Source organism: Kitasatospora sp. NPDC018058, from assembly GCF_044327205.1.
In the GTDB taxonomy this organism is placed as follows: domain Bacteria; phylum Actinomycetota; class Actinomycetes; order Streptomycetales; family Streptomycetaceae; genus Kitasatospora.
On the sequence record NZ_JBIRFA010000004.1, the window covers coordinates 131,982 to 149,148 of the forward strand.

Sequence of the window (17,167 nt, forward strand, 5' to 3'; positions counted from 1 at the left end):
CCTCCGCGCCGGGTTGACGCGCATCCGTACGCCCACGGCACCCGCGTCCGAACGCCGACGGAGTCGACCCCCCGAACGGCCGAGGCCCGACCGCACCCGCGCGCACGGTAGTCTCGACAGGTGCCGAAACTGTCCGACGTCATCACCGCGCTCGAAGAGGTCTACCCGCCGCAGTGGGCGGAGTCCTGGGACGCCGTCGGCCTGGTCTGCGGGGACCCTCAGGCCGAGGTCAGCCGCGTGCTGTTCGCCGTCGACCCCGTCCAGGCGGTCGTCGACGAGGCCGTGGAGTGGGGCGCCGACCTCGTCGTCACCCACCACCCCCTCTACCTGCGCGGCACCACCAGCGTCGCCGCCACCACCTTCAAGGGCCGGGTGGTGCACACGCTGATCACCAACGGCATCGCGCTGCACGTCGCCCACACCAACGCCGACCACGCCGACCCCGGCGTCTCGGACGCGCTCGCCGAGGCGGTCGGCCTGCGGGTCACCGGACCGCTGGTGCCGGACCCGACCGACCCGCTGGGCCGCCGCGGCGCCGGCCGGATCGGCCTGCTGGAACCCCCGCTGGCCCTGTCCGCCTTCGCCGCGCAGGTCGCCAGGGGCCTGCCCGCCACCGCCGCCGGGGTGCGCGTCTCCGGCGACCCGAACCGGCTGATCAGCCGGGTCGCGGTGTGCGGCGGCTCGGGCGACGGCCTCTTCGCCGACGTACGGGCGGCCGACGTGGACGCCTACGTGACCGCCGACCTGCGCCACCACCCGGCGTCCGAGGCCACCGAGGCCGCGCCGGTCGCGCTGATCGACGCCGCCCACTGGGCCACCGAGTGGCCCTGGCTCGCCCTGGCCGAGCGCGCCCTGCTGGCCGCCGCCGACCAGCGCGGCTGGGCCGTGGAGACCAAGGTCTCCCACCGGGTCACCGACCCGTGGACCGCGCACGCCCCCATGTCCTTCACCGCCTGACCCGATTCACAGGAGCTTTCCGCTTGAACGCCGCGCCCGCCGACCAGATCCGCCTGCTCGACCTCCAGGCCATCGACTCGAAGCTCGACCAGCTGGCCCACCGGCGCCGGAGCCTGCCGGAGCACGCCGAGATCGAGAAGGCCATCGCCGACCACACCGCCCTCAAGGACCTCGTCGTCGCCGCCGAGGCCCAGAAGGGCGACACCGCCCGCGAGCTGACCAAGGCCGAGCAGGACGTCGAGCAGGTCCGCTCCCGCGCCGCCCGCAACCAGCAGCGCCTGGACTCCGGCGCGATCACCTCGCCGAAGGACCTGGAGAACCTCCAGCACGAGATCGGCTCGCTGGCCAAGCGCCAGGGCGACCTGGAGGAGGTCGTGCTGGAGATCATGGAGCGCCAGGAGACCGCCCAGACCCGGGTCGAGGAGCTGAGTGCCCGCCTGGAGCACTCCACCGTCGTCCTCACCGAGGCCGAGGGCCGCCGCGACGCCGCCTTCGCGGAGATCGACGGCGAGGCCGACAAGGTCAAGCGCGACCGCGAGACCGTGGCCGCCGTCATCCCGGCCGACCTGCTGAAGCTGTACGCCAAGCTGCGCGAGACCCAGGGCGGCGTCGGCGCGGCCCGCCTCTACCAGCGCCGCTGCGAGGGCTGCCGCACCGAGTTCTCGATCACCGAGCTGAACGCCATCAAGGCCGAGCCGGCCGACAAGGTCGTCCGCTGCGAGAACTGCTCGCGGATCCTGGTCCGCACCGCCGACTCGGGCGTCTGAGCCGGTGCCGTCGCGCTTCATCGTCGAGGCGGACGGCGGGTCCCGGGGCAACCCGGGGCCGGCCGGCTACGGCGCGGTGGTCCGGGACGGAGACACCGGGCAGCTCGTCGCCGAGGCCGCGGAGTTCATCGGCCACGCCACCAACAACGTGGCCGAGTACCGGGGACTGATCGCAGGCCTCAAGGCGGCCCGCGAGCTCGACCCGGACGCCTCGGTGGACGTCCGGATGGACTCCAAGCTGGTCGTCGAGCAGATGTCCGGGCGCTGGAAGATCAAGCACCCCGACATGCAGCCGCTCGCCGCCGAGGCGCGCACGGTCCTCCCGCGCGGCCGGGTCACCTACACCTGGATCCCGCGCGAGCGGAACAAGGACGCCGACCGGCTGGCCAACGAGGCGATGGACGCCGGCCAGGCCGGCCGCCGGTGGGAGCCGAAGCCCAAGGCCGCGGTCGTCGACGAGCCGCCGCTGGAGACCCCCGCCCCCAAGGCCGGCTGGGCCGCCCCCGCGGACCTCGGCACCCCCACCACCTTCGTCCTGCTGCGCCACGGCGAGACCCCGCTCACCCCGGAGAAGCGCTTCTCCGGCAGCGGCGGCACCGACCCGGAGCTCTCCGACAAGGGCCGCTGGCAGGCCGAACGTGCCGCCGAGGCGCTGGCCGCGCGCGGCAGCATCCAGGCGGTGGTCGCCTCCCCGATGCTCCGCACCCGGCAGACCGCCGAGACCGTCGCCGCCCGGCTCGGCCTGGAGGTCCGGTACGAGGACGGGCTGCGCGAGGTCGACTTCGGCGACTGGGAGGGCCTGACCTTCGGCGAGGTGCAGGAGCGCTACCCGGAGGACCTGGCCGCCTGGCTCGGCTCCGCCAAGGCCAAGCCGACCGGCAGCAGCGAGAGCTTCACCACGCTCACCCACCGGGCCGGTGTCGCCCGGGACAAGATCCTCGCCCGGTACGCGGGGAAGACCGTGCTGGTGGTCTCGCACGTCAGCCCGATCAAGACCCTGGTCCGGCTGGCGCTCGGCGCCCCGCCGGACTCGATGTACCGGATGGAGCTGTCCGCCGCCTCGATCTGCGCCGTCCAGTACTACGCGGACGGCAACGCCTCGCTGCGGCTGCTCAACGACACCTCGCACCTGCGCTGACACCGGTGGGCGGGCCCGGCGGCCCGCCCACACACCCCCGGCGTCCCGCCCGCACATCCCGGGAGCCCGCCCGCACGCTCAGTGCACGTCGGTGACCACCACGTCCAGCTGCCACGGCTTGCGCGCCGTGCCCTCCGCCGCCAGCTCGACCCGGTGGCCCAGCTCCAGCAGCGCGTCCATCAGCTCACCCGGCGTCTTCGGCTCGGCCCCGGTGACCAGCAGGTCCCGGACGAGCCGGCCCTTGGTCGCCTTGTTGAAGTGGCTGACCACCGTGCGCCTGCCGCCCCGCTCCTGCAGCACCCGGACGGTCGCGGTACGGGAGGCCACTTCGCCGGCCGGCTTCCAGGCCGCCGCGTACGCGGAGCTGCGCAGGTCCAGCACCAGCCCGTCCGCCGCCTCCGGCAGCACGGAGGCCATCGCGCCCCGCCAGTACGCGCCGAGCGCCCCCGGCCCCGGGAGCTTCACGCCCATCGAGCAGCGGTAGGACGGGATCCGGTCCGAGATCCGTACCGCGCCCCACAGGCCGGAGAACACCAGCAGCGAACGCTCGGCCCGGTCGTACGCGGCGGCGTCCAGGGTGGCCAGGCCCAGGTTGTCGAACAGCACCCCGGTGTACACCTCGGCCGCCGGACGGGCACCCGCCGTCGGCAGACCGGCGTTCTTGGCGATCTCGCCGCGCAGACCGGGGGTGAGGCCCAGCACCTCGGCCGCGGTGTCCTCGTCGCCCCGGCAGAGGCCGACCAGCGCCTCCAGCACCGCGCCGCGCGCCGCCGTCAGCCCCGGCAGCGACAGCCGGTCGAGCACGACCGGCTCGCCGTCCCCGGACCCGGCCTTGCCTTCCGAGGGCGGCAACAGCACCAGCACAGCGGACTCCTCGACGGTTTGTGGCGGACGAACCCCGCCACCCTACTGCGGCCGCTCCTCCTCCCAGCGCCACACGGTCCGATGTGCCGCCCGCCCCCGCCCCGGGGGTGGGAGGATCGGTCCGTGCCCGATGCCGAACTCCCCGCCGCCCCCGCCGACGGCCGGCGCCGCCGTCTGCTCGTCCTGGCGATCTGCTGCATGAGCCTGTTCATCGTCGGCCTGGACAACACCGTGGTGAACATCGCCCTGCCGGTGATCCAGAAGGACCTGGACACCCCGGCCTCCGGGCTGCAGTGGATCATCGACGCCTACACCCTGGTGCTGGCCTCGCTGCTGATGCTGTTCGGCTCGGTGGCCGACCGCTTCGGCCGCCGCCGGGTGTTCCGGATCGGGCTGACCTGCTTCGCGCTCGGTTCGCTGCTGTGCAGCCTGGCGCCGAGCCTGGAGTGGCTGGTGGCGTTCCGGGCGCTGCAGGCGGTGGGCGGCTCGATGCTCAACCCGGTGGCGATGTCGATCATCACCAACACCTTCACCGACCCCGGGGAGCGGGCCCGGGCGATCGGCGTCTGGGGCGGCGTGGTCGGCATCTCGATGGCGCTCGGCCCGCTGCTGGGCGGCTTCCTGGTGGACGGCGCCGGCTGGCCCTCGATCTTCCTGATCAACGTCCCGGTGGCGCTGGCCGCCATACTGCTGACCGTCCGCTACGTCCCCGAGTCGCGCGCGCCGAGGCCGCGCCGGCTGGACCCGGTGGGCCAGCTGCTGATGATCGTCCTGCTGGGCTGCGGGACCGCCGCGATCATCGAGGGCCCGGGCAACGGCTGGACCTCCCCGCTGATCCTCGCCCTCGTCGCCGCGGCGGTGGCCGCGCTGATCGCCTTCCCGCTCTGGGAACGGCGGGTGGCCGAGCCGCTGGTGGACCCGCGGTTCTTCGCCAGCGCCCCGTTCACCGGCGCCACCGTCACCGCGGTCTGCGCCTTCGCCGCGCTCGGCGGCTTCCTCTTCCTCAACACCCTCTACCTGCAGGACGTCCGGCACTACGGCCCGGTCGAGGCGGGCCTGTGGACGCTGCCGATGGCCGGGCTGATGCTGGTCTGCGCGCCGCTGTCCGGACGGATCGTCAGCAGCCGGGGCCCGCGACTGCCGCTGGCCGTGGCCGGGATCTGCCTCGCCGCGAGCGGCCTGCTGCTCACCCGGCTGACCGCAGACTCCCCGCCGACGCTGCTGCTGGTCGCGTACGCGCTGTTCGGCTTCGGCTTCGGCATGGTCAACCCGCCGATCACCAACGCGGCGGTCTCCGGCATGCCGCGCGCCCAGGCGGGCGTGGCCGCGGCGGTCGCCTCGACCAGCCGCCAGGTCGGCCAGTCGCTGGGGGTGGCGGTGATCGGCACGGTCGTCACCTCGGCCGTGGTCGGCCCGGTGGCCACCGGTTTCGCCCCGGCCAGCCACGCCGGCTGGTGGATCCTGGTCGGCCTGGGCGCCGTGATCCTCGCCCTCGGCCTGCTCACCACCACCGCCTGGGCCACCGGGACCGCCGCCCGGGTGGCCGCCCGCCTCGGCGCCGAGCCGCCCGCGGCCCGGTCCGGTGTACGGGAGGCTCCGCCCGAGCGGCTACGATGACCACTACGGCGGAAGAGCCGGCCGGGCGGTCGCGACGGGTCCCTGACCCGCCGAGGAACGTCCGGGCTCCACAGAGCAGGGTGGTGGGTAACGCCCACCCGGGGTGACCCGCGGGACAGTGCCACAGAAAGCAGACCGCCCACCGCTTCGGCGCGTGGGTAAGGGTGAAACGGTGGTGTAAGAGACCACCAGCGACCGGGGTGACCCGGCCGGCTAGGTAAACCCCACCTGGAGCAAGGTCAAGATCGGTGCCCTCGGGCACCGTGCGCGGACGTTTGAAGGCTGCTCGCCCGAGTCCGCGGGTGGACCGCACGAGGCTGTCGGCAACGGCAGCCCTAGATGGATGGCCGCCTCCCCGGGCCGCGCAAGCGACCTGGGAGACAGAACCCGGCGTACAGGCCGACTCTTCCGTCGCCTAGCTGAGGGAAGGCCCCTTGGTCTGCAACTTCGCAGGCCAGGGGGCCTTTTCATGCCTCAAAGATCTGTCACCGCTTGCTGACTCTTCGTGCCTGCTGCGGCCTGTTTCTGGGTGTGCTGTGGCGATCGTGTGGCGGTGAGAACGGTCGAAGCAGCCTTCCAGGAGCCCCGGTAACCTCGTTGCAGCTAGCTGGCCAGCGCCTCCCCGAGCAGCGCATACGGCCGACCGGTGAGCTGGCGATGCAGCGTCTCGGTGCGGGATCGGATCAGGCCCTCACGGTAGGCGGCCGGCAGCCGCTCCCACACCCCGGCCGCCATCTCGGCCGCACCGGTCGGGTCGCCGTCGACGCGGAGGCATGCGGCGGTGTCCACTGCCAGGAGGGCGCGCGCCATTACCGACGGAGAGTCCGTGAGCGCCAGGGCGTCCTCCTGGGCCTGGTAGGCGTTGCCCGTGTCGCCCAGCAGTGTGTACGCCTGCGACAGGTGCACGTGGTGCTTCTGCTCGGGGTAGCCGAACCAGGTGTCGGCCGCCTCGGCGCCGTCCAGGCGCTCCGCCAGATTCCGCGTGTCGTCTACCGCCCGCCGGGCCCCTTCGAGGTCGCCGGAGGCTGCCAGAGCACGCGCTGTGACGGCCGCAGCGAGCGCTCCGGCCGCCATCGGGCTGCTCCCCGCCTCCCGCCGGGCCAGCTCGGCGATCCGAGCGGCAGCCCCGGGAGCACCGTAGTTGAGCGGGACCATGGCATGCCGGGCCAGCACCCAGGCGATCATCCGCTGATCACCGGACTCCCGCGCGGCCTGCTCGGCGGTGGCGAACCAGCGGTAGGCGTCGCGCTGGTCACCGCGGTCGTGCTGGACGATGGCCACCAAGCCCGCGATGCCTGCCGCCGTCCGGGCGAGGTCCGCACGGGTACGCGCCGGGTGAGGTCGGTTCAGCACCTCTCCCAGCAGATCGAGATCACCCATCATCTCGGCCAGCACCGCCTGCGGTGCCCGGCCACGGTAGCCGCCCCGGTGCCGCTCGAACGCCGATTCCAGGTAGGCGAGATCGCCCTCTCCGGATGGCCTGAGCGCTGCGGTGATCCCCTCGTGGGCCTGTGCGATGCCGGGCAGCGCGACGAGGCCGGTGGCTGCTCCTATCCCTGCTCCGATGAACTTCCGCCTGTCCACGCTGTTGCCCTTCGTGCTGCGCTCACTCCGGTACCGCCGGGAGGCGGCGGCGGCCTCGGCCACCTGGCCCACGGTCAGACCGTAGGCGTCGGCAATCCCCTGGTACGAGGGTTTCTGCGGAATTTGCTTCTCGGTTTCCCACCGCTTGATGGTCTCCCAATCGCACCACTCGCCACTTGCGGCGGCGACTAACGCGGCCTGCTCGGCGCGCGTCTTCTTCGGATGCGCCTCGCGGATCTCCCGCAACAGTCGGCCGATCCCGTCCAGGCTGACACCGCTCACCTGCGGCCCCCTGGCTCATAGCTGACAGGGCCTCAATTCTGGCCCCCTTGGCGGTCCCCTGGTGGAAAATGCACCCCTTCGTGGCCCCTCTCCTACGGCATGCCCGCGCCGTTCAATGACTAACAGTCGCCCGGCGCGAGGAATCACCGATCCCCCTCGGCTCCGTGGAAGAGCGCCGGGCGGCCCCTGACTACCGGAGGCCGCTCTGACGACCATGACGACGACGCTGCTGCTCACCGAGCGCGGCCTGATCCATGCCGACACCGACGAGGCAGGTAGGGGCACCGCGCTCTATGTCCCGGCCGAGAGCCGGGCGCTCCTACCGGAGATCCGCCTATGGCGGCTCCAACGCGGCCGGTGGCTCCGGCGGTACCGGGGGCTGCGGTGACAACCGCACTTGACGTGCCCACCATGCAGCGCCGCGGCTGCATGCAGCACATGCCCTGCGCCCCCGAGTCGGCGAGGAGCGCCCGACACCTGGTCCAGGAGAAGCTGACCGATTGGGGCCGTCTTGATCTGCTGGAAGATGCTCGGCTGATCGTCTCGGAACTGGTCGGCAACGCAGCCCGGCATACCGGTTGTACCTGGCTGTGTGTGGCACTCGGCCTGGACGGTGACCGGCTCCGACTGGCGGTCCGCGATTCGTCACGCGCCGTGCCCGTGGTCATCAAGACCGGGGTCACCGAGACGTCCGGGCGCGGCATGGGCCTCGTCGATCGTATCGCCAACCGCTGGGGCGTCGACGAGGCCCCGTTCGGCAAATGGGTCTGGGCCGAGATCGGCTGCCCACCAGACACCCTGCCGCAGGCAGGACCTCAGGGCGTCACAGCCACCGAATACCGCTCAGCGAAGGAGGGAAACACGTGCACAGCCTGATCGCCAGTCCGTTCCTGGACGAATACCTGTTGGTGCGCCCCGGTGGCCGGGGTGGTCTCCGGCTCCCGCAGGCCAACTACGAGGATCTGCGCGCCCACAACCCCGCTCAGGCAGCTCCCTCGTGGCTCGCGGACGCCGTGCGCGCCCAGTGGGCCGACCTGGACGTGACCGGTCGTCCTGCGGGTGACGTCCTGCTGGTCCGGCAGCCCTCCGCGTGGGGCTACTCGCGAGCCAGCTGGGAGATCAACCTCGGCTGCAACTACACGTGCAAGCACTGCTATCTCGGGCTCAAGGTCAACTCGGGCATGCCGCTCGCGGACAAGCTCACCTGCCTGGGCATCATGGCCGAGGCCGGCGTCCTCTGGCTCCAGATCACCGGGGGCGAGCCCACCGTGGACCGGGACTTCATGCCCTCGTATCGCCGCGCGTTCGAGCTGGGCATGATGATCACCGTCTCCACCAACGCCTCGTTGCTGTGGCGGGAGAACCTGCTGGAGATGTTCCGCGAGTGCCCGCCCTACCGGGTCACGGTGTCGATGTACGGGGCGACCAAGGCCAGCTACGACGAGCTGACCCAGCGGCAGGGCGCCTGGGACCTGTTCATCCAGGGCATGAATGCCGGTCGCCGGGCCAAGCTGCCGCTGCGGATGAGCATCATCGTCACTGAGGACAACGCCACCGAGGAACAGGCGATGATCGACCTGTGTGAAGGCTGGGGGCTGGAGTACAACGTCTTCACCAACATGACTCCGACGATCTACGGCGGGGCGGAGTCGCTGACCGCGCAGTCCAAGGAGCACCTGCGGATGCGCAAGCCGTTCGGCGGCTGCAACGCCGGACACACCTTCTTCCACACCGACCCACACGGGCTGGTGTCCATCTGCAAGATCGGCCGTGACGACCAAATCAGCCTCCCCACCGAGGGGATCAACGGCCTCGCCCGGCTCGGCGCCATCGCCGACCGCCTCATGCTTCGCACCGGTGGATGCTCCGGCTGCCAGCTCTCCGGCGCGTGCACCGTGTGCCGGCCGCTGGCCAAGCACTACCAGGAGGCGAGTTACTGCCAGCACGGGATCAAGAAAGCAGGGTGACATGACCGCTGTAGCTGTCGAACTCTCCCCGAGGCGTCCGTTCCCGGACGACGGCCCGGCCCAGCGCCTGCCGTACCTCACGCGGCCGATCGCGGCCCCGACCCCGCCCGTCACCGAGATCATCGCCGTCGGCGACCTGGACGAGGTCATGGACAGCGTGAAGTGCTCGTGCAACGCGGGCGACGACAACCCCCACTGAACCACCCGCTGATCGCACCTGATCAGTAACGCTCAGGCCCCGGCGCTCTCCGCGTCGGGGCCTGAGCCGTGCGGGGCGGGCGAGTAGGGTGCGGGTATGGATCCGCGCTGGGACTTGCTGCGCCCCGTGATGTGCGTCCCGTATTTTCCGACGCTCGGGCCACTCCACCCCGAAGCTATTTCCGCTGAGCTTCTGGCCGAGGTGTTCGCCGTCGCTGGCACTGGAGAATTCCTGCCGTACGACAAGGACCGGCGGTGGTCTGACTACAAGGACGAGCATGTCCTGCTGGACGCCGTCGTTCAGGACCAGGCTCGCACGCTGATCCCCACCATCACCGGTCGCGGCATCCTGCGCGTCCATCTCTACGGTGCCCGCGAGTATCGCCAGGAGGCCGAGGAACTCGCCGCCAAGCTTGCCGCCGAGCATGACGGGGCTAAAGCCCGTGTGGTGTGGTTCCAGGACGCCGCCGACCCAGTGGCCGCCTCTACCCGCGTACAGCTCCGTACCTTCGACCAGGACGCACCAGCCGTCGAGGGAATCGAGGCTCTCGGCCAACAGCCCGAAGCCATCCGGACCACCTTCCCCGAGTTCGCCGAGAAGCTGGCCGGCGAGGGCTTCGTGTTCCTGCACTCCCGGATCGACAGCGTCGGCCCCGTGCTGGTCGCTGTCCGGGACGAGCGCGTAGTAGGCGCAATCGGCCCCATGGAGACCATGGCCGACCCCATCGGTAGGCGACGACTTCTTCCGCAGTACTTCGGTGTTCTGCCGGAATACCGAGGCCTCGGCCTCGGTCGGCTCCTGTGGCGCTCGGCGATGCACTGGGGCAAGGAACACGGTGCCGACTACCAGCTCTTGCAGACAGCTGCCGGGGGCGCATCCGACCGGCTGTGCCAGAGCGAGGGCCTGGCCGACCTCGGATTCGTCTGCACCACCACCGTCTGACGAGAGCCTCACGACGGACGAGGAGCCGCTGAAGAGGCCCGATGAGTGGCGGTCGCCGAAGGTGTGGCGATCACGTGGCGATCGGACCGCCGGGAACAGCGTTTCCGCAGGTCGCTGCTGGTGAAGAGACTGTTCCCGGCGTACAGGCCGACTCTTCCGCCCCTGGACATCCGAAGGCCCTCCGACCCGCGCTTCCCGCGCGGGTCGGAGGGCCTTCGTGCGTCGTGGAGGCGGGGTTCAGGCGGGGTGGGCGCCGACGGCGTCGCGGATCTGTTCGCCGAGGCCGCCGTTGACGCGGGCGCAGTTGGCGCAGCAGAAGAACATGCCGGCCACTTCGACGCCGTGGCCGACGATGCGCACGTCGCACTGTTCGCAGCGGGGGGCGAGCTTCTCCATCGCGCACTCGAAGCTGTCGAAGGTGTAGGTGTCGCCGGTGACCGTCTTGATTTCGAAGGCGAGCCAGTAGTCGTTGCCGCAGGTGACGCAGATGGCCATGGCGGCCGTCTCCTTCCGGTGGGGCCGGCCCTGGCGGGGCGGCTGTTTCCAGTGTCGAAGGGTCGGTCGGCGGCGGCCACCCGGCGGGACCGTCAGGCGGAGCGCGTGGAGAGCTCCTCCAGGGCCCGGACGGCGCGGTCGGCGTCGTCGGCGGCGACGAACAGGTGGTCGTGGTGGAAGCCGGCCACCACGTTGCAGCTGATGCCCTCCTCGGCGAGCCGTCCGGCCACGGCGGCGGTCAGTCCGACGGCCTCCAGAGCCGAGTGGATCTGCAGGGTGATCCAGGCCGCCACGTACTCGTAGCGCAGCCCGAGCGCGTCCGCCTCATCCTGGGCGACCACGACGGTCACGCCTTCGGGTTCGGCGACGGTCACCACCGGCCGCAGCCCGGCGGGCACCTTCGCGGGGAGGGTGCAGTAGACGTACCGCCCGGGGTTGAGCTGCGGTCGCATGCCGCGCAGCAGGGTCGCAAGGTCTCGTTCACCGGCCATGCCCGTCACCGTAGCCGCCGACGGGCCCCCACGCCCTACGGGGCGGGCGTGTCGGAATCCATTGACGAGCGACAGTCACCGATATATCGTCGAACTATCGAGACAGTAACTCGACTGTTTCGGTGAACAGGGAGGTGGGCGCGATGCGCTCAGGAAAGCGGTTTCGCGGAGAGGGCTCGCGCGGTGGCGGCATGCGCCGTGGGCCGGGCCCCGAGTTCCAGGGGATGCCCGGGGAGGACTTCGGGGGGCGGGCGGCCTTCGGCGGGTTCGGCTCGCCGCGCGGCGGCCCGTTCGGGCACGGCTTCGCCGGCCACGGCGGCCGGCGTGGCGGCCCGCACGGGCGGCGCGGTGGCCGGGCCCGGCGCGGGGACGTCCGCGCCTCGCTGCTGGCGCTGCTCAAGGAGCGGCCGATGCACGGCTACGAGATGATCGCCGAGATCACCGAGCGGACCGGCGGGGCCTGGCGGCCCAGCCCGGGCTCGATCTACCCGAACCTCCAGCTGCTGGAGGAGGAGGGCCTGATCACCGCGGAGGAGGTCGGCGGCAAGCGGCTGGTCTCGCTCACCGAGGCGGGTCGCGCCGAGGCGGAGGCCGGGCCGGCCGAGCCGTGGGCGGAGGCCGGCCGGGAGGCCGACTGGGAGGCCGTCCAGGAGATGGGTCAGGCGCTCGCCACGGTCGACCAGGCCGTGCAGCAGGTCATGCGGACGGGCACCGAGGCGCAGCGCGCCAAGGGCCTGGCGGTGCTGACCGAGGCCCGCAAGAAGCTGTACCTGATCCTCGCCGAGGATGACTGACCGGCGCGGGGGGACCGGCGTGACGGGCGGTGTCGCTGTTCTCCGGACCCTGGAGGCTCAGGGCCGGACCACGAACAGGGCCACACAGGCGAGCAGCAGCACCGCCCAGCCGAACCAGAGCCAGCCGTCGGGGCCGATCGTCACGGTGTAGAGGGACACCGCCAGCAGCAGCACCCCGGTGACCCCGGCGACCTGCCGGTTGTGGTGGACGGCCGCCTGCGAGCGGCTCCTGGGGTGCCGTACGTGGTGCCGGACCGTCCTGGCCATGCCGACCTCCCGGGGAGGCGATGAGGGGAGCGGAACGGACGGCCCGTCAGCCGGAGGCCTTGGCGGTGGCCGCCTCGTCGTACTCGTAGCGCCAGAACCAGCTCAGGCCCCGAACCTGCTTGCTCCGGACGTACACCAGTGTGCGCGCGGGACTGTCGCCCTGCGCGGGGACCGGGACCTTGTACTTCTTCGGCACGCCGAGCATCGGCCCCAGCGGGATCGGGAGGACCTTCCCGTCCAGGGGGCCGCCGACGAATTCGGTGTCCGCGCTCTTCACCCCTCCAGGGTCTCACCTCCACGCTGCGGCCACGGCCGGAGCACCCGGAGAGGGAGGCCCGGTGAGGGTCGAGTGCCCGGAGTGTGACCGGAGAGGCACCGCCCCCGGTCATTCGGAGGCCCCGCGCACCCTTATCCTTCCTGTTACGCCCTCGGGGTTCACCCGGGTCAGCGGGCTCCGTACGGGCCGGGTGAGGCGCCGGTTCGCGTGCCCTCCGGTCGGAACCGGCGCGGACAGCGTGCTGCCGCGACTTCGTACCGTGACCCGGGCGTCGGCCGTCCGGTGACCCCGGGCCGCGGCCGGCAGGGCGCGGACAGCAGGGCCGGGCACCTCCTCGGGAAGTAGCGGGGGGCGCCGTGCGTTGCGTCGGAGTGGTACGTCGAACGCTGTGTCGCACCAGGCACAGCAGTGCGCGGAAGGGGCCCGATGGAAGCCGGCGGCAGGTGGACGACCTGGTGGCAGAAGCGTGATCGACAGCGGGCCCGTCCGGGGGAGGCGGACCAGGCCGCCAGACTGGACCAGCTGCTCGGCGCGGTTCGCGCCGGATTCCCGCTCGCGCCCGCCGCCCATCCGGCCGGCTACCGGTGTTCCTGTGACCGGGTGGCCTGTCCGGCCCCGGCCCAGCACCCGGTCTCCTTCGCCTGGCAGACCCAGGCGACCACCGAGCCCGAGCAGCTGTCCCGCTGGCTCTCCCGCGACCCGCAGGCCAACTTCATCACCGCCACCGGCCGGGTGCACGACGTGCTGGACGTCCCGGCCGAGGCCGGACGGCTGGCGCTGGAGCGGCTGACCGCGCGGGGCGTCGAGGGCCCGGTCGCCGCCGTCGGCGAGGACCGCTACCTGTTCTTCACCGCCACCCGGGGCACCCCGCAGGACGAGGACGAGTGGTGGCCGAGCGCGCTCGACTCCACCCCGGACACCATGTCCGAGCACCCCGGCCTGCGCTGGCACTGCCGAGGCTCGTACACCCTGCTCCCGCCGGCCGCCCTCCCGGACGGCTCCCGGGTGCGGTGGCTGCGCGGGCCCGAGCAGCCGCTGCCGGACCCGCTGCGCGTCCTGGACGTGCTCACCGACGCCTGTACCGAGGTGGGCGCGGTGGCCGAGGAGCAGTGGCTCATCGGCTGAGGCTGTTACTCGCCCGCTCGCCTCCGGGGCGCTCTGACCCGGTGCCGACGGTCGGCGGGCACTGCGCCACCTCCTTCGTCGGCGGCTTGGCCCTTCTCGCTTTCGGCACCGGCGCGCCCCTTCGGCTCGGGGCGGCCGTTACCCGCCCGCTCGCCTCCGGGGCGCCCCTTCGGCTCGGGGCGCCCCTTCGGTTCGGGCGGGACGGGTCACGGCAGGGTGAGGATCTCCGCGCCGTCCGCCGTGACCACCAGGGTGTGCTCGAACTGGGCGGTGCGCTTGCGGTCCTTGGTGACGACCGTCCAGCCGTCCGGCCAGATCTCGTAGTCGTAGGTGCCCAGGGTGAGCATCGGCTCGATGGTGAAGGTCATGCCCGGCTTGATCACCTCGGTGGCCCGCTCGCTGTCGTAGTGCGGGACGATCAGGCCGGAGTGGAACGACGTGTTGATGCCGTGTCCGGTGAAGTCCCGCACCACGCCGTAGTCGAAGCGCTTGGCGTAGGACTCGATGACCCGTCCGATGACGTTGATCTGGCGGCCCGGCTTGACCGCCTTGATCGCCCGGTTGAGGCACTCCCGGGTGCGCTCGACCAGCAGCCGGGACTCCTCGTCCACGTCACCCACCAGGTAGGTGGCGTTGAGGTCGCCGTGCACCCCGTGGATGTACGCGGTGGCGTCGATGTTGACGATGTCGCCGTCCTGCAGCACGGTCGAGTCCGGGATGCCGTGGCAGATCACCTCGTTGATCGAGGTGCAGACCGACTTCGGGAAGCCCCGGTAGCCGAGGTCGGACGGGTAGGCGCCGTGGTCGCACATGTACTCGTGGGCGACGGCGTCCAGCGCGTCGGTGGTGACGCCGGGGGCGATCAGCTTGGCCGCCTCCTCCATCGCCCGGGCGGCGATGGCGCCCGCGATCCGCATCTTCTCGATCGTCTCGGCGGTCTGCACCTCGGGCCCGGTGTACGGCGTCGGAGCGGGCCGCCCGACGTACTCGGGGCGCGCGATGTGCGCCGGGACCTTGCGGGTGGGGGACTGGATGCCGGGTACGAGAGCCATGGCGGCGAGTCTAGCCGTCGGGACCCGTCCCGCCCGGGCGGTGTGCGGAGCGGCCCGGGCCGGGGAATGATCGGTACCGACCCATCAGCCTGAACGGAGAGCGTCATGCCCCTGGGATTCCACCGCAAGCCGACCGGCCGGCCCGGCGAGTGGTTCTACTGCATCAAGCACGGCAAGGTCGAGGAGGGCCCGGAGTGCCCGGCCAAGGACCGCCTCGGGCCGTACGACAGCCCCGAGGAGGCGGCCCACGCGCTGCAGATCGCGGACGAACGCAACCGCGAGTGGCGGAACGACCCGCGCTGGAGCGATGAGCCCAAGGGCGAGGGGCGGTAGCGTCACGCCGCCGCGGCCGCCTCGCGTTCCGCCCGGTCGTGCTCGGCCCGGACCGCCGCGGTGTGCGGGTCGGTGCGGTCGTCGTAGGCGACCAGCCTCGGCAGCGCGGCGGCGACCGCGAGGACGGCGACCACGCAGGCGAGGCCGCCGCTCCAGACGGCGGCGCGCACCCCGATCAGCCCGGCCATGGTGCCGGCCCGGACCTGGCCGAGCTGGGGGCCGACGGAGTAACTGAGCAGCTCGACACCGGCCATCCGGCCGCGGACCGCGTCCGGGATGGACTGGTTCCACATGGTCGAGCGGGCGATCCCGCTGATCTCGTCGGCGCCGCCCGCCAGTGCCAGCCCGAGCAGCACCACCCAGATGTTCCCGGACAGCCCGGCCAGTGCCATGGCCGCACCCCAGCCGACCGCGGCGGCCACCAGGAGTCGCCCGTGCCGGTGGACCCGGGACGTCCAGCCGCTGGTCGCGCCGACCAGCAGGGCGCCGACGGCGGAGGCCGCGTACATCGGGCCGAGCGCCCAGTCCGCGCCCAACTCCGAGGCCAGGAAGGGGAAGACGGCTACCGGGAAGGCGAACAGCATGGCGCAGGTGTCGATCGCGTAGGTGCCCAGCAGGTCCTTGCGGCTCCACGCGTACCGCACGCCGGTGAGCACCGCCCGTACGGACGGGCGCTCGGCGCCGGTGGGCGGCGGCACCGCCTTGATCCGCGCCAGCAGCAGCAGCGAGCCGGCGAAGGTGAGCACGTCCAGCGCGTACGCGGTCTGCACCCCGGAGAAGGCCACCACGACACCGGCCAGCGCCGGCCCGGCCACCGAAGCGACGTTGTGGTACAGCGATTTGAGGGCGAAGGCGGCGGACAGGTGCTGGTGCGCGACGATCCGCGGCAGCAGCGAGTCCAGCGCCGGGCGCTGCAGGCCGTCGCAGGCCGCGACCAGCGCGGCGACCAGGTAGATCGGCCACAGCAGCGGGTGCGGCAGCAGGGCGTTGAGCAGCAGCAGCCCGGCCAGCAGTCCGAGCGCGGCCTCCGAACGCAGCACCAGCCTGCGCCGATCCAGGGCGTCGGCGAGGGCACCGCCCCAGAGGCCGAAGACGATCAGCGGGGCGAGTTCGACGGCGCCGATCAGGCCGACCGCGAAGGAGGAGTCGGTGAGCTCCTTGATCTGCATCGGCACGGCGACGTAGGTCAGGAAGCTGCCGAAGCCGGTGACACAGCCACTGGTCCACAGGTAGCGGAAGTCGCGCGAGGCGCGCCACGGCGCCAGGTCGGGCGTCAGTGAGCGCAGCAGGGCACGCAGCCGACCGGTATGCGGTGGTTCGTCGTCGTTCACGAACCACCATCCTCGGATGGCTACTTCGGCCGTCGCAACGGGTTTTTCACCAGCGGTTGAGCGTGGGCGCCGACGTCAGCCGACCGGCGAGCTCGGCCAGCCGGGCCAGGGCGGAGCGGCGGCCGGCCGGTTGTCCGGCGGCGGCGCTGACCAGGTGCTGGGCGAGGTCGAAGGGTTCCTCGGCGGCGGTGCCGACGGCCAGCCGCTCGTGGGCGATCCCGCCCAGGTCGCCCGGTGCGGTGGGGGCGGCGCCGTCCACCGCGAGGACGGTCGCGCCGTGGCGGCGGGCGTCCCACACCCGCTCCAGCAGCCGGGCGTCGGCCGCCTCGGGGGCCACCACCAGGACGGTGGCGCCGCGCCGGGCCTCGGTGAGCCGGCGCAGGTGGTGTGCCAGGTGGGCCGGGGCGGCGGCGGGCGGGCGGTGCCGCAGCAGGGTGGGCGCCAGCCGGGGGACGGCGGACCAGGCGGCCTCGTCCGCCAGGTGGGCGGCCAGGTGCCAGGGCTCGTACGCCTCGGTGCCGACCAGCAGCAACTCGCCCGCCCCGCGCCGTTCCACCGAGCGCCGCAGCGAGCCGGCGAAGCCGCCGACCGCTTCCAGCCAGCCGGTGCCCGTCAGCCGTTCCCGGAGTGCTGAAACTCTCACCGCGTCCATGCGGGCCAGGATGTCGCGCGCGGCCGGGGATTT

The 17,167-nt window shown here is 72.4% G+C and carries 21 protein-coding genes and 1 other RNA gene; 13 read left to right on the forward strand and 9 right to left on the reverse strand.

Annotated elements, in window-relative coordinates; all coding sequences use genetic code 11:
- The first annotated feature begins 120 nt into the window (after positions 1 to 120).
- Genes ACH4E7_RS07430 through ACH4E7_RS07440 form a run of 3 tightly spaced genes read left to right on the forward strand, consistent with a single transcriptional unit; the run spans position 121 to position 2,862 of the window.
- A complete protein-coding gene (locus ACH4E7_RS07430; protein ID WP_396248041.1) occupies positions 121 to 957 on the forward strand; it encodes a Nif3-like dinuclear metal center hexameric protein in 837 nt (278 codons plus the stop codon).
- A gap of 23 nt (positions 958 to 980) precedes the next feature.
- Positions 981 to 1,724: a zinc ribbon domain-containing protein gene (locus ACH4E7_RS07435; protein ID WP_396248042.1), complete on the forward strand. Its 744-nt coding sequence runs from the start codon at positions 981 to 983 to the stop codon at positions 1,722 to 1,724.
- A 4-nt stretch (positions 1,725 to 1,728) separates the two neighbouring features.
- Positions 1,729 to 2,862, forward strand: coding sequence for a bifunctional RNase H/acid phosphatase (locus ACH4E7_RS07440; RefSeq protein ID WP_396248043.1), 1,134 nt, complete (start codon positions 1,729 to 1,731; stop codon positions 2,860 to 2,862).
- A gap of 78 nt (positions 2,863 to 2,940) precedes the next feature.
- Here the strand turns inward: ACH4E7_RS07440 and yaaA are convergent, their stop codons facing one another.
- Complete coding sequence (yaaA, locus tag ACH4E7_RS07445; protein WP_396248044.1) at positions 2,941 to 3,726, reverse strand: peroxide stress protein YaaA; 786 nt, start codon at positions 3,724 to 3,726, stop codon at positions 2,941 to 2,943.
- Positions 3,727 to 3,849: 123 nt separating this feature from the next.
- Between yaaA and ACH4E7_RS07450 the strand changes: the two genes are divergently transcribed.
- Both ACH4E7_RS07450 and rnpB read left to right on the forward strand, forming a co-directional pair.
- Complete coding sequence (locus ACH4E7_RS07450) at positions 3,850 to 5,343, forward strand: MFS transporter (protein WP_396248045.1); 1,494 nt, start codon at positions 3,850 to 3,852, stop codon at positions 5,341 to 5,343.
- Positions 5,344 to 5,356: 13 nt separating this feature from the next.
- Positions 5,357 to 5,754: RNase P RNA component class A (rnpB, locus tag ACH4E7_RS07455), an RNA gene on the forward strand.
- A 192-nt stretch (positions 5,755 to 5,946) separates the two neighbouring features.
- On the opposite strand, the gene ACH4E7_RS07460 is transcribed toward rnpB, so the two are convergent.
- Positions 5,947 to 7,209 carry a transcriptional regulator gene (locus tag ACH4E7_RS07460; RefSeq protein ID WP_396248046.1) on the reverse strand — a complete coding sequence of 421 codons (1,263 nt, stop codon included), beginning with the start codon at positions 7,207 to 7,209 and terminating at the stop codon, positions 5,947 to 5,949.
- 214 nt (positions 7,210 to 7,423) lie between these two features.
- Here ACH4E7_RS07460 and ACH4E7_RS07465 point away from each other — a divergent pair, with 214 nt between their 5' ends.
- The 5 genes from ACH4E7_RS07465 to ACH4E7_RS07485 all read left to right on the forward strand — a co-directional run bounded on the left by ACH4E7_RS07465 (position 7,424) and on the right by ACH4E7_RS07485 (position 10,317).
- The gene (locus tag ACH4E7_RS07465; protein ID WP_396248047.1) at positions 7,424 to 7,597 is read left to right on the forward strand and encodes a hypothetical protein; all 174 of its coding nucleotides are present in this window, start codon (positions 7,424 to 7,426) and stop codon (positions 7,595 to 7,597) included.
- Positions 7,598 to 7,620: 23 nt separating this feature from the next.
- Entirely contained in the window at positions 7,621 to 8,085 is a 465-nt protein-coding gene (locus ACH4E7_RS07470) for an ATP-binding protein (RefSeq protein ID WP_396248228.1), read from the forward strand.
- Positions 8,073 to 9,176, forward strand: a complete 1,104-nt coding sequence (locus tag ACH4E7_RS07475; RefSeq protein ID WP_396248048.1) for a radical SAM protein — start codon at positions 8,073 to 8,075, stop codon at positions 9,174 to 9,176. Before ACH4E7_RS07470 ends, ACH4E7_RS07475 begins: the two co-directional genes overlap by 13 nt.
- A 1-nt stretch (position 9,177) precedes the next feature.
- A complete protein-coding gene (locus ACH4E7_RS07480) occupies positions 9,178 to 9,375 on the forward strand; it encodes a hypothetical protein (RefSeq protein WP_396248049.1) in 198 nt (65 codons plus the stop codon).
- A 96-nt stretch (positions 9,376 to 9,471) separates the two neighbouring features.
- Entirely contained in the window at positions 9,472 to 10,317 is an 846-nt protein-coding gene (locus ACH4E7_RS07485) for a GNAT family N-acetyltransferase (protein WP_396248050.1), read from the forward strand.
- 237 nt (positions 10,318 to 10,554) lie between these two features.
- Here ACH4E7_RS07485 and ACH4E7_RS07490 read toward each other — a convergent pair whose 3' ends face one another.
- Both ACH4E7_RS07490 and ACH4E7_RS07495 read right to left on the reverse strand, forming a co-directional pair.
- A complete protein-coding gene (locus ACH4E7_RS07490) occupies positions 10,555 to 10,812 on the reverse strand; it encodes a Prokaryotic metallothionein (protein WP_387748676.1) in 258 nt (85 codons plus the stop codon).
- A 92-nt stretch (positions 10,813 to 10,904) separates the two neighbouring features.
- On the reverse strand, positions 10,905 to 11,303 hold the full coding sequence (locus ACH4E7_RS07495) for an ACT domain-containing protein (protein WP_396248051.1): 399 nt from the start codon (positions 11,301 to 11,303) through the stop codon (positions 10,905 to 10,907).
- Between the two features lie 143 nt (positions 11,304 to 11,446).
- Here ACH4E7_RS07495 and ACH4E7_RS07500 point away from each other — a divergent pair, with 143 nt between their 5' ends.
- Positions 11,447 to 12,097, forward strand: a complete 651-nt coding sequence (locus tag ACH4E7_RS07500; RefSeq protein ID WP_396248052.1) for a PadR family transcriptional regulator — start codon at positions 11,447 to 11,449, stop codon at positions 12,095 to 12,097.
- A gap of 57 nt (positions 12,098 to 12,154) precedes the next feature.
- Here ACH4E7_RS07500 and ACH4E7_RS07505 read toward each other — a convergent pair whose 3' ends face one another.
- Complete coding sequence (locus ACH4E7_RS07505) at positions 12,155 to 12,364, reverse strand: hypothetical protein (RefSeq protein WP_396248053.1); 210 nt, start codon at positions 12,362 to 12,364, stop codon at positions 12,155 to 12,157.
- Positions 12,365 to 12,410: 46 nt separating this feature from the next.
- Positions 12,411 to 12,641: a hypothetical protein gene (locus tag ACH4E7_RS07510; protein ID WP_355674996.1), complete on the reverse strand. Its 231-nt coding sequence runs from the start codon at positions 12,639 to 12,641 to the stop codon at positions 12,411 to 12,413.
- A 426-nt stretch (positions 12,642 to 13,067) separates the two neighbouring features.
- Here ACH4E7_RS07510 and ACH4E7_RS07515 point away from each other — a divergent pair, with 426 nt between their 5' ends.
- Entirely contained in the window at positions 13,068 to 13,766 is a 699-nt protein-coding gene (locus ACH4E7_RS07515) for a bifunctional DNA primase/polymerase (RefSeq protein WP_396248054.1), read from the forward strand.
- 206 nt (positions 13,767 to 13,972) lie between these two features.
- Here the strand turns inward: ACH4E7_RS07515 and map are convergent, their stop codons facing one another.
- Positions 13,973 to 14,818: a type I methionyl aminopeptidase gene (gene map / locus ACH4E7_RS07520; protein ID WP_396248055.1), complete on the reverse strand. Its 846-nt coding sequence runs from the start codon at positions 14,816 to 14,818 to the stop codon at positions 13,973 to 13,975.
- A gap of 105 nt (positions 14,819 to 14,923) precedes the next feature.
- On the opposite strand from map, the gene ACH4E7_RS07525 reads away from it, so the two are divergent.
- Positions 14,924 to 15,151, forward strand: a complete 228-nt coding sequence (locus ACH4E7_RS07525; RefSeq protein ID WP_396248056.1) for a hypothetical protein — start codon at positions 14,924 to 14,926, stop codon at positions 15,149 to 15,151.
- Between the two features lie 2 nt (positions 15,152 to 15,153).
- Here ACH4E7_RS07525 and ACH4E7_RS07530 read toward each other — a convergent pair whose 3' ends face one another.
- Together ACH4E7_RS07530 and ACH4E7_RS07535 are read right to left on the reverse strand one after the other, a co-directional pair.
- Positions 15,154 to 16,482 carry an MFS transporter gene (locus ACH4E7_RS07530; protein WP_396248057.1) on the reverse strand — a complete coding sequence of 443 codons (1,329 nt, stop codon included), beginning with the start codon at positions 16,480 to 16,482 and terminating at the stop codon, positions 15,154 to 15,156.
- 46 nt (positions 16,483 to 16,528) lie between these two features.
- Positions 16,529 to 17,134, reverse strand: a complete 606-nt coding sequence (locus tag ACH4E7_RS07535; RefSeq protein WP_396248058.1) for a hypothetical protein — start codon at positions 17,132 to 17,134, stop codon at positions 16,529 to 16,531.
- Positions 17,135 to 17,167 lie beyond the last annotated feature (33 nt).

Excerpts from the sequence above, each read along its gene's own strand:
- ACH4E7_RS07465 (WP_396248047.1), top strand. The coding sequence starts at position 7,424 with ATGACGACGACGCTGCTGCTCACCGAGCGCGGCCTGATCCATGCCGAC.
- ACH4E7_RS07470 (WP_396248228.1), top strand. The coding sequence starts at position 7,621 with ATGCAGCGCCGCGGCTGCATGCAGCACATGCCCTGCGCCCCCGAGTCG.
- ACH4E7_RS07480 (WP_396248049.1), top strand. The coding sequence starts at position 9,178 with ATGACCGCTGTAGCTGTCGAACTCTCCCCGAGGCGTCCGTTCCCGGAC.
- ACH4E7_RS07485 (WP_396248050.1), top strand. The coding sequence starts at position 9,472 with ATGGATCCGCGCTGGGACTTGCTGCGCCCCGTGATGTGCGTCCCGTAT.
- ACH4E7_RS07490 (WP_387748676.1), bottom strand. The coding sequence starts at position 10,812 with ATGGCCATCTGCGTCACCTGCGGCAACGACTACTGGCTCGCCTTCGAA.
- ACH4E7_RS07495 (WP_396248051.1), bottom strand. The coding sequence starts at position 11,303 with ATGGCCGGTGAACGAGACCTTGCGACCCTGCTGCGCGGCATGCGACCG.
- ACH4E7_RS07500 (WP_396248052.1), top strand. The coding sequence starts at position 11,447 with ATGCGCTCAGGAAAGCGGTTTCGCGGAGAGGGCTCGCGCGGTGGCGGC.
- ACH4E7_RS07505 (WP_396248053.1), bottom strand. The coding sequence starts at position 12,364 with ATGGCCAGGACGGTCCGGCACCACGTACGGCACCCCAGGAGCCGCTCG.
- ACH4E7_RS07515 (WP_396248054.1), top strand. The coding sequence starts at position 13,068 with ATGGAAGCCGGCGGCAGGTGGACGACCTGGTGGCAGAAGCGTGATCGA.
- map (WP_396248055.1), bottom strand. The coding sequence starts at position 14,818 with ATGGCTCTCGTACCCGGCATCCAGTCCCCCACCCGCAAGGTCCCGGCG.
- ACH4E7_RS07525 (WP_396248056.1), top strand. The coding sequence starts at position 14,924 with ATGCCCCTGGGATTCCACCGCAAGCCGACCGGCCGGCCCGGCGAGTGG.
- ACH4E7_RS07535 (WP_396248058.1), bottom strand. The coding sequence starts at position 17,134 with ATGGACGCGGTGAGAGTTTCAGCACTCCGGGAACGGCTGACGGGCACC.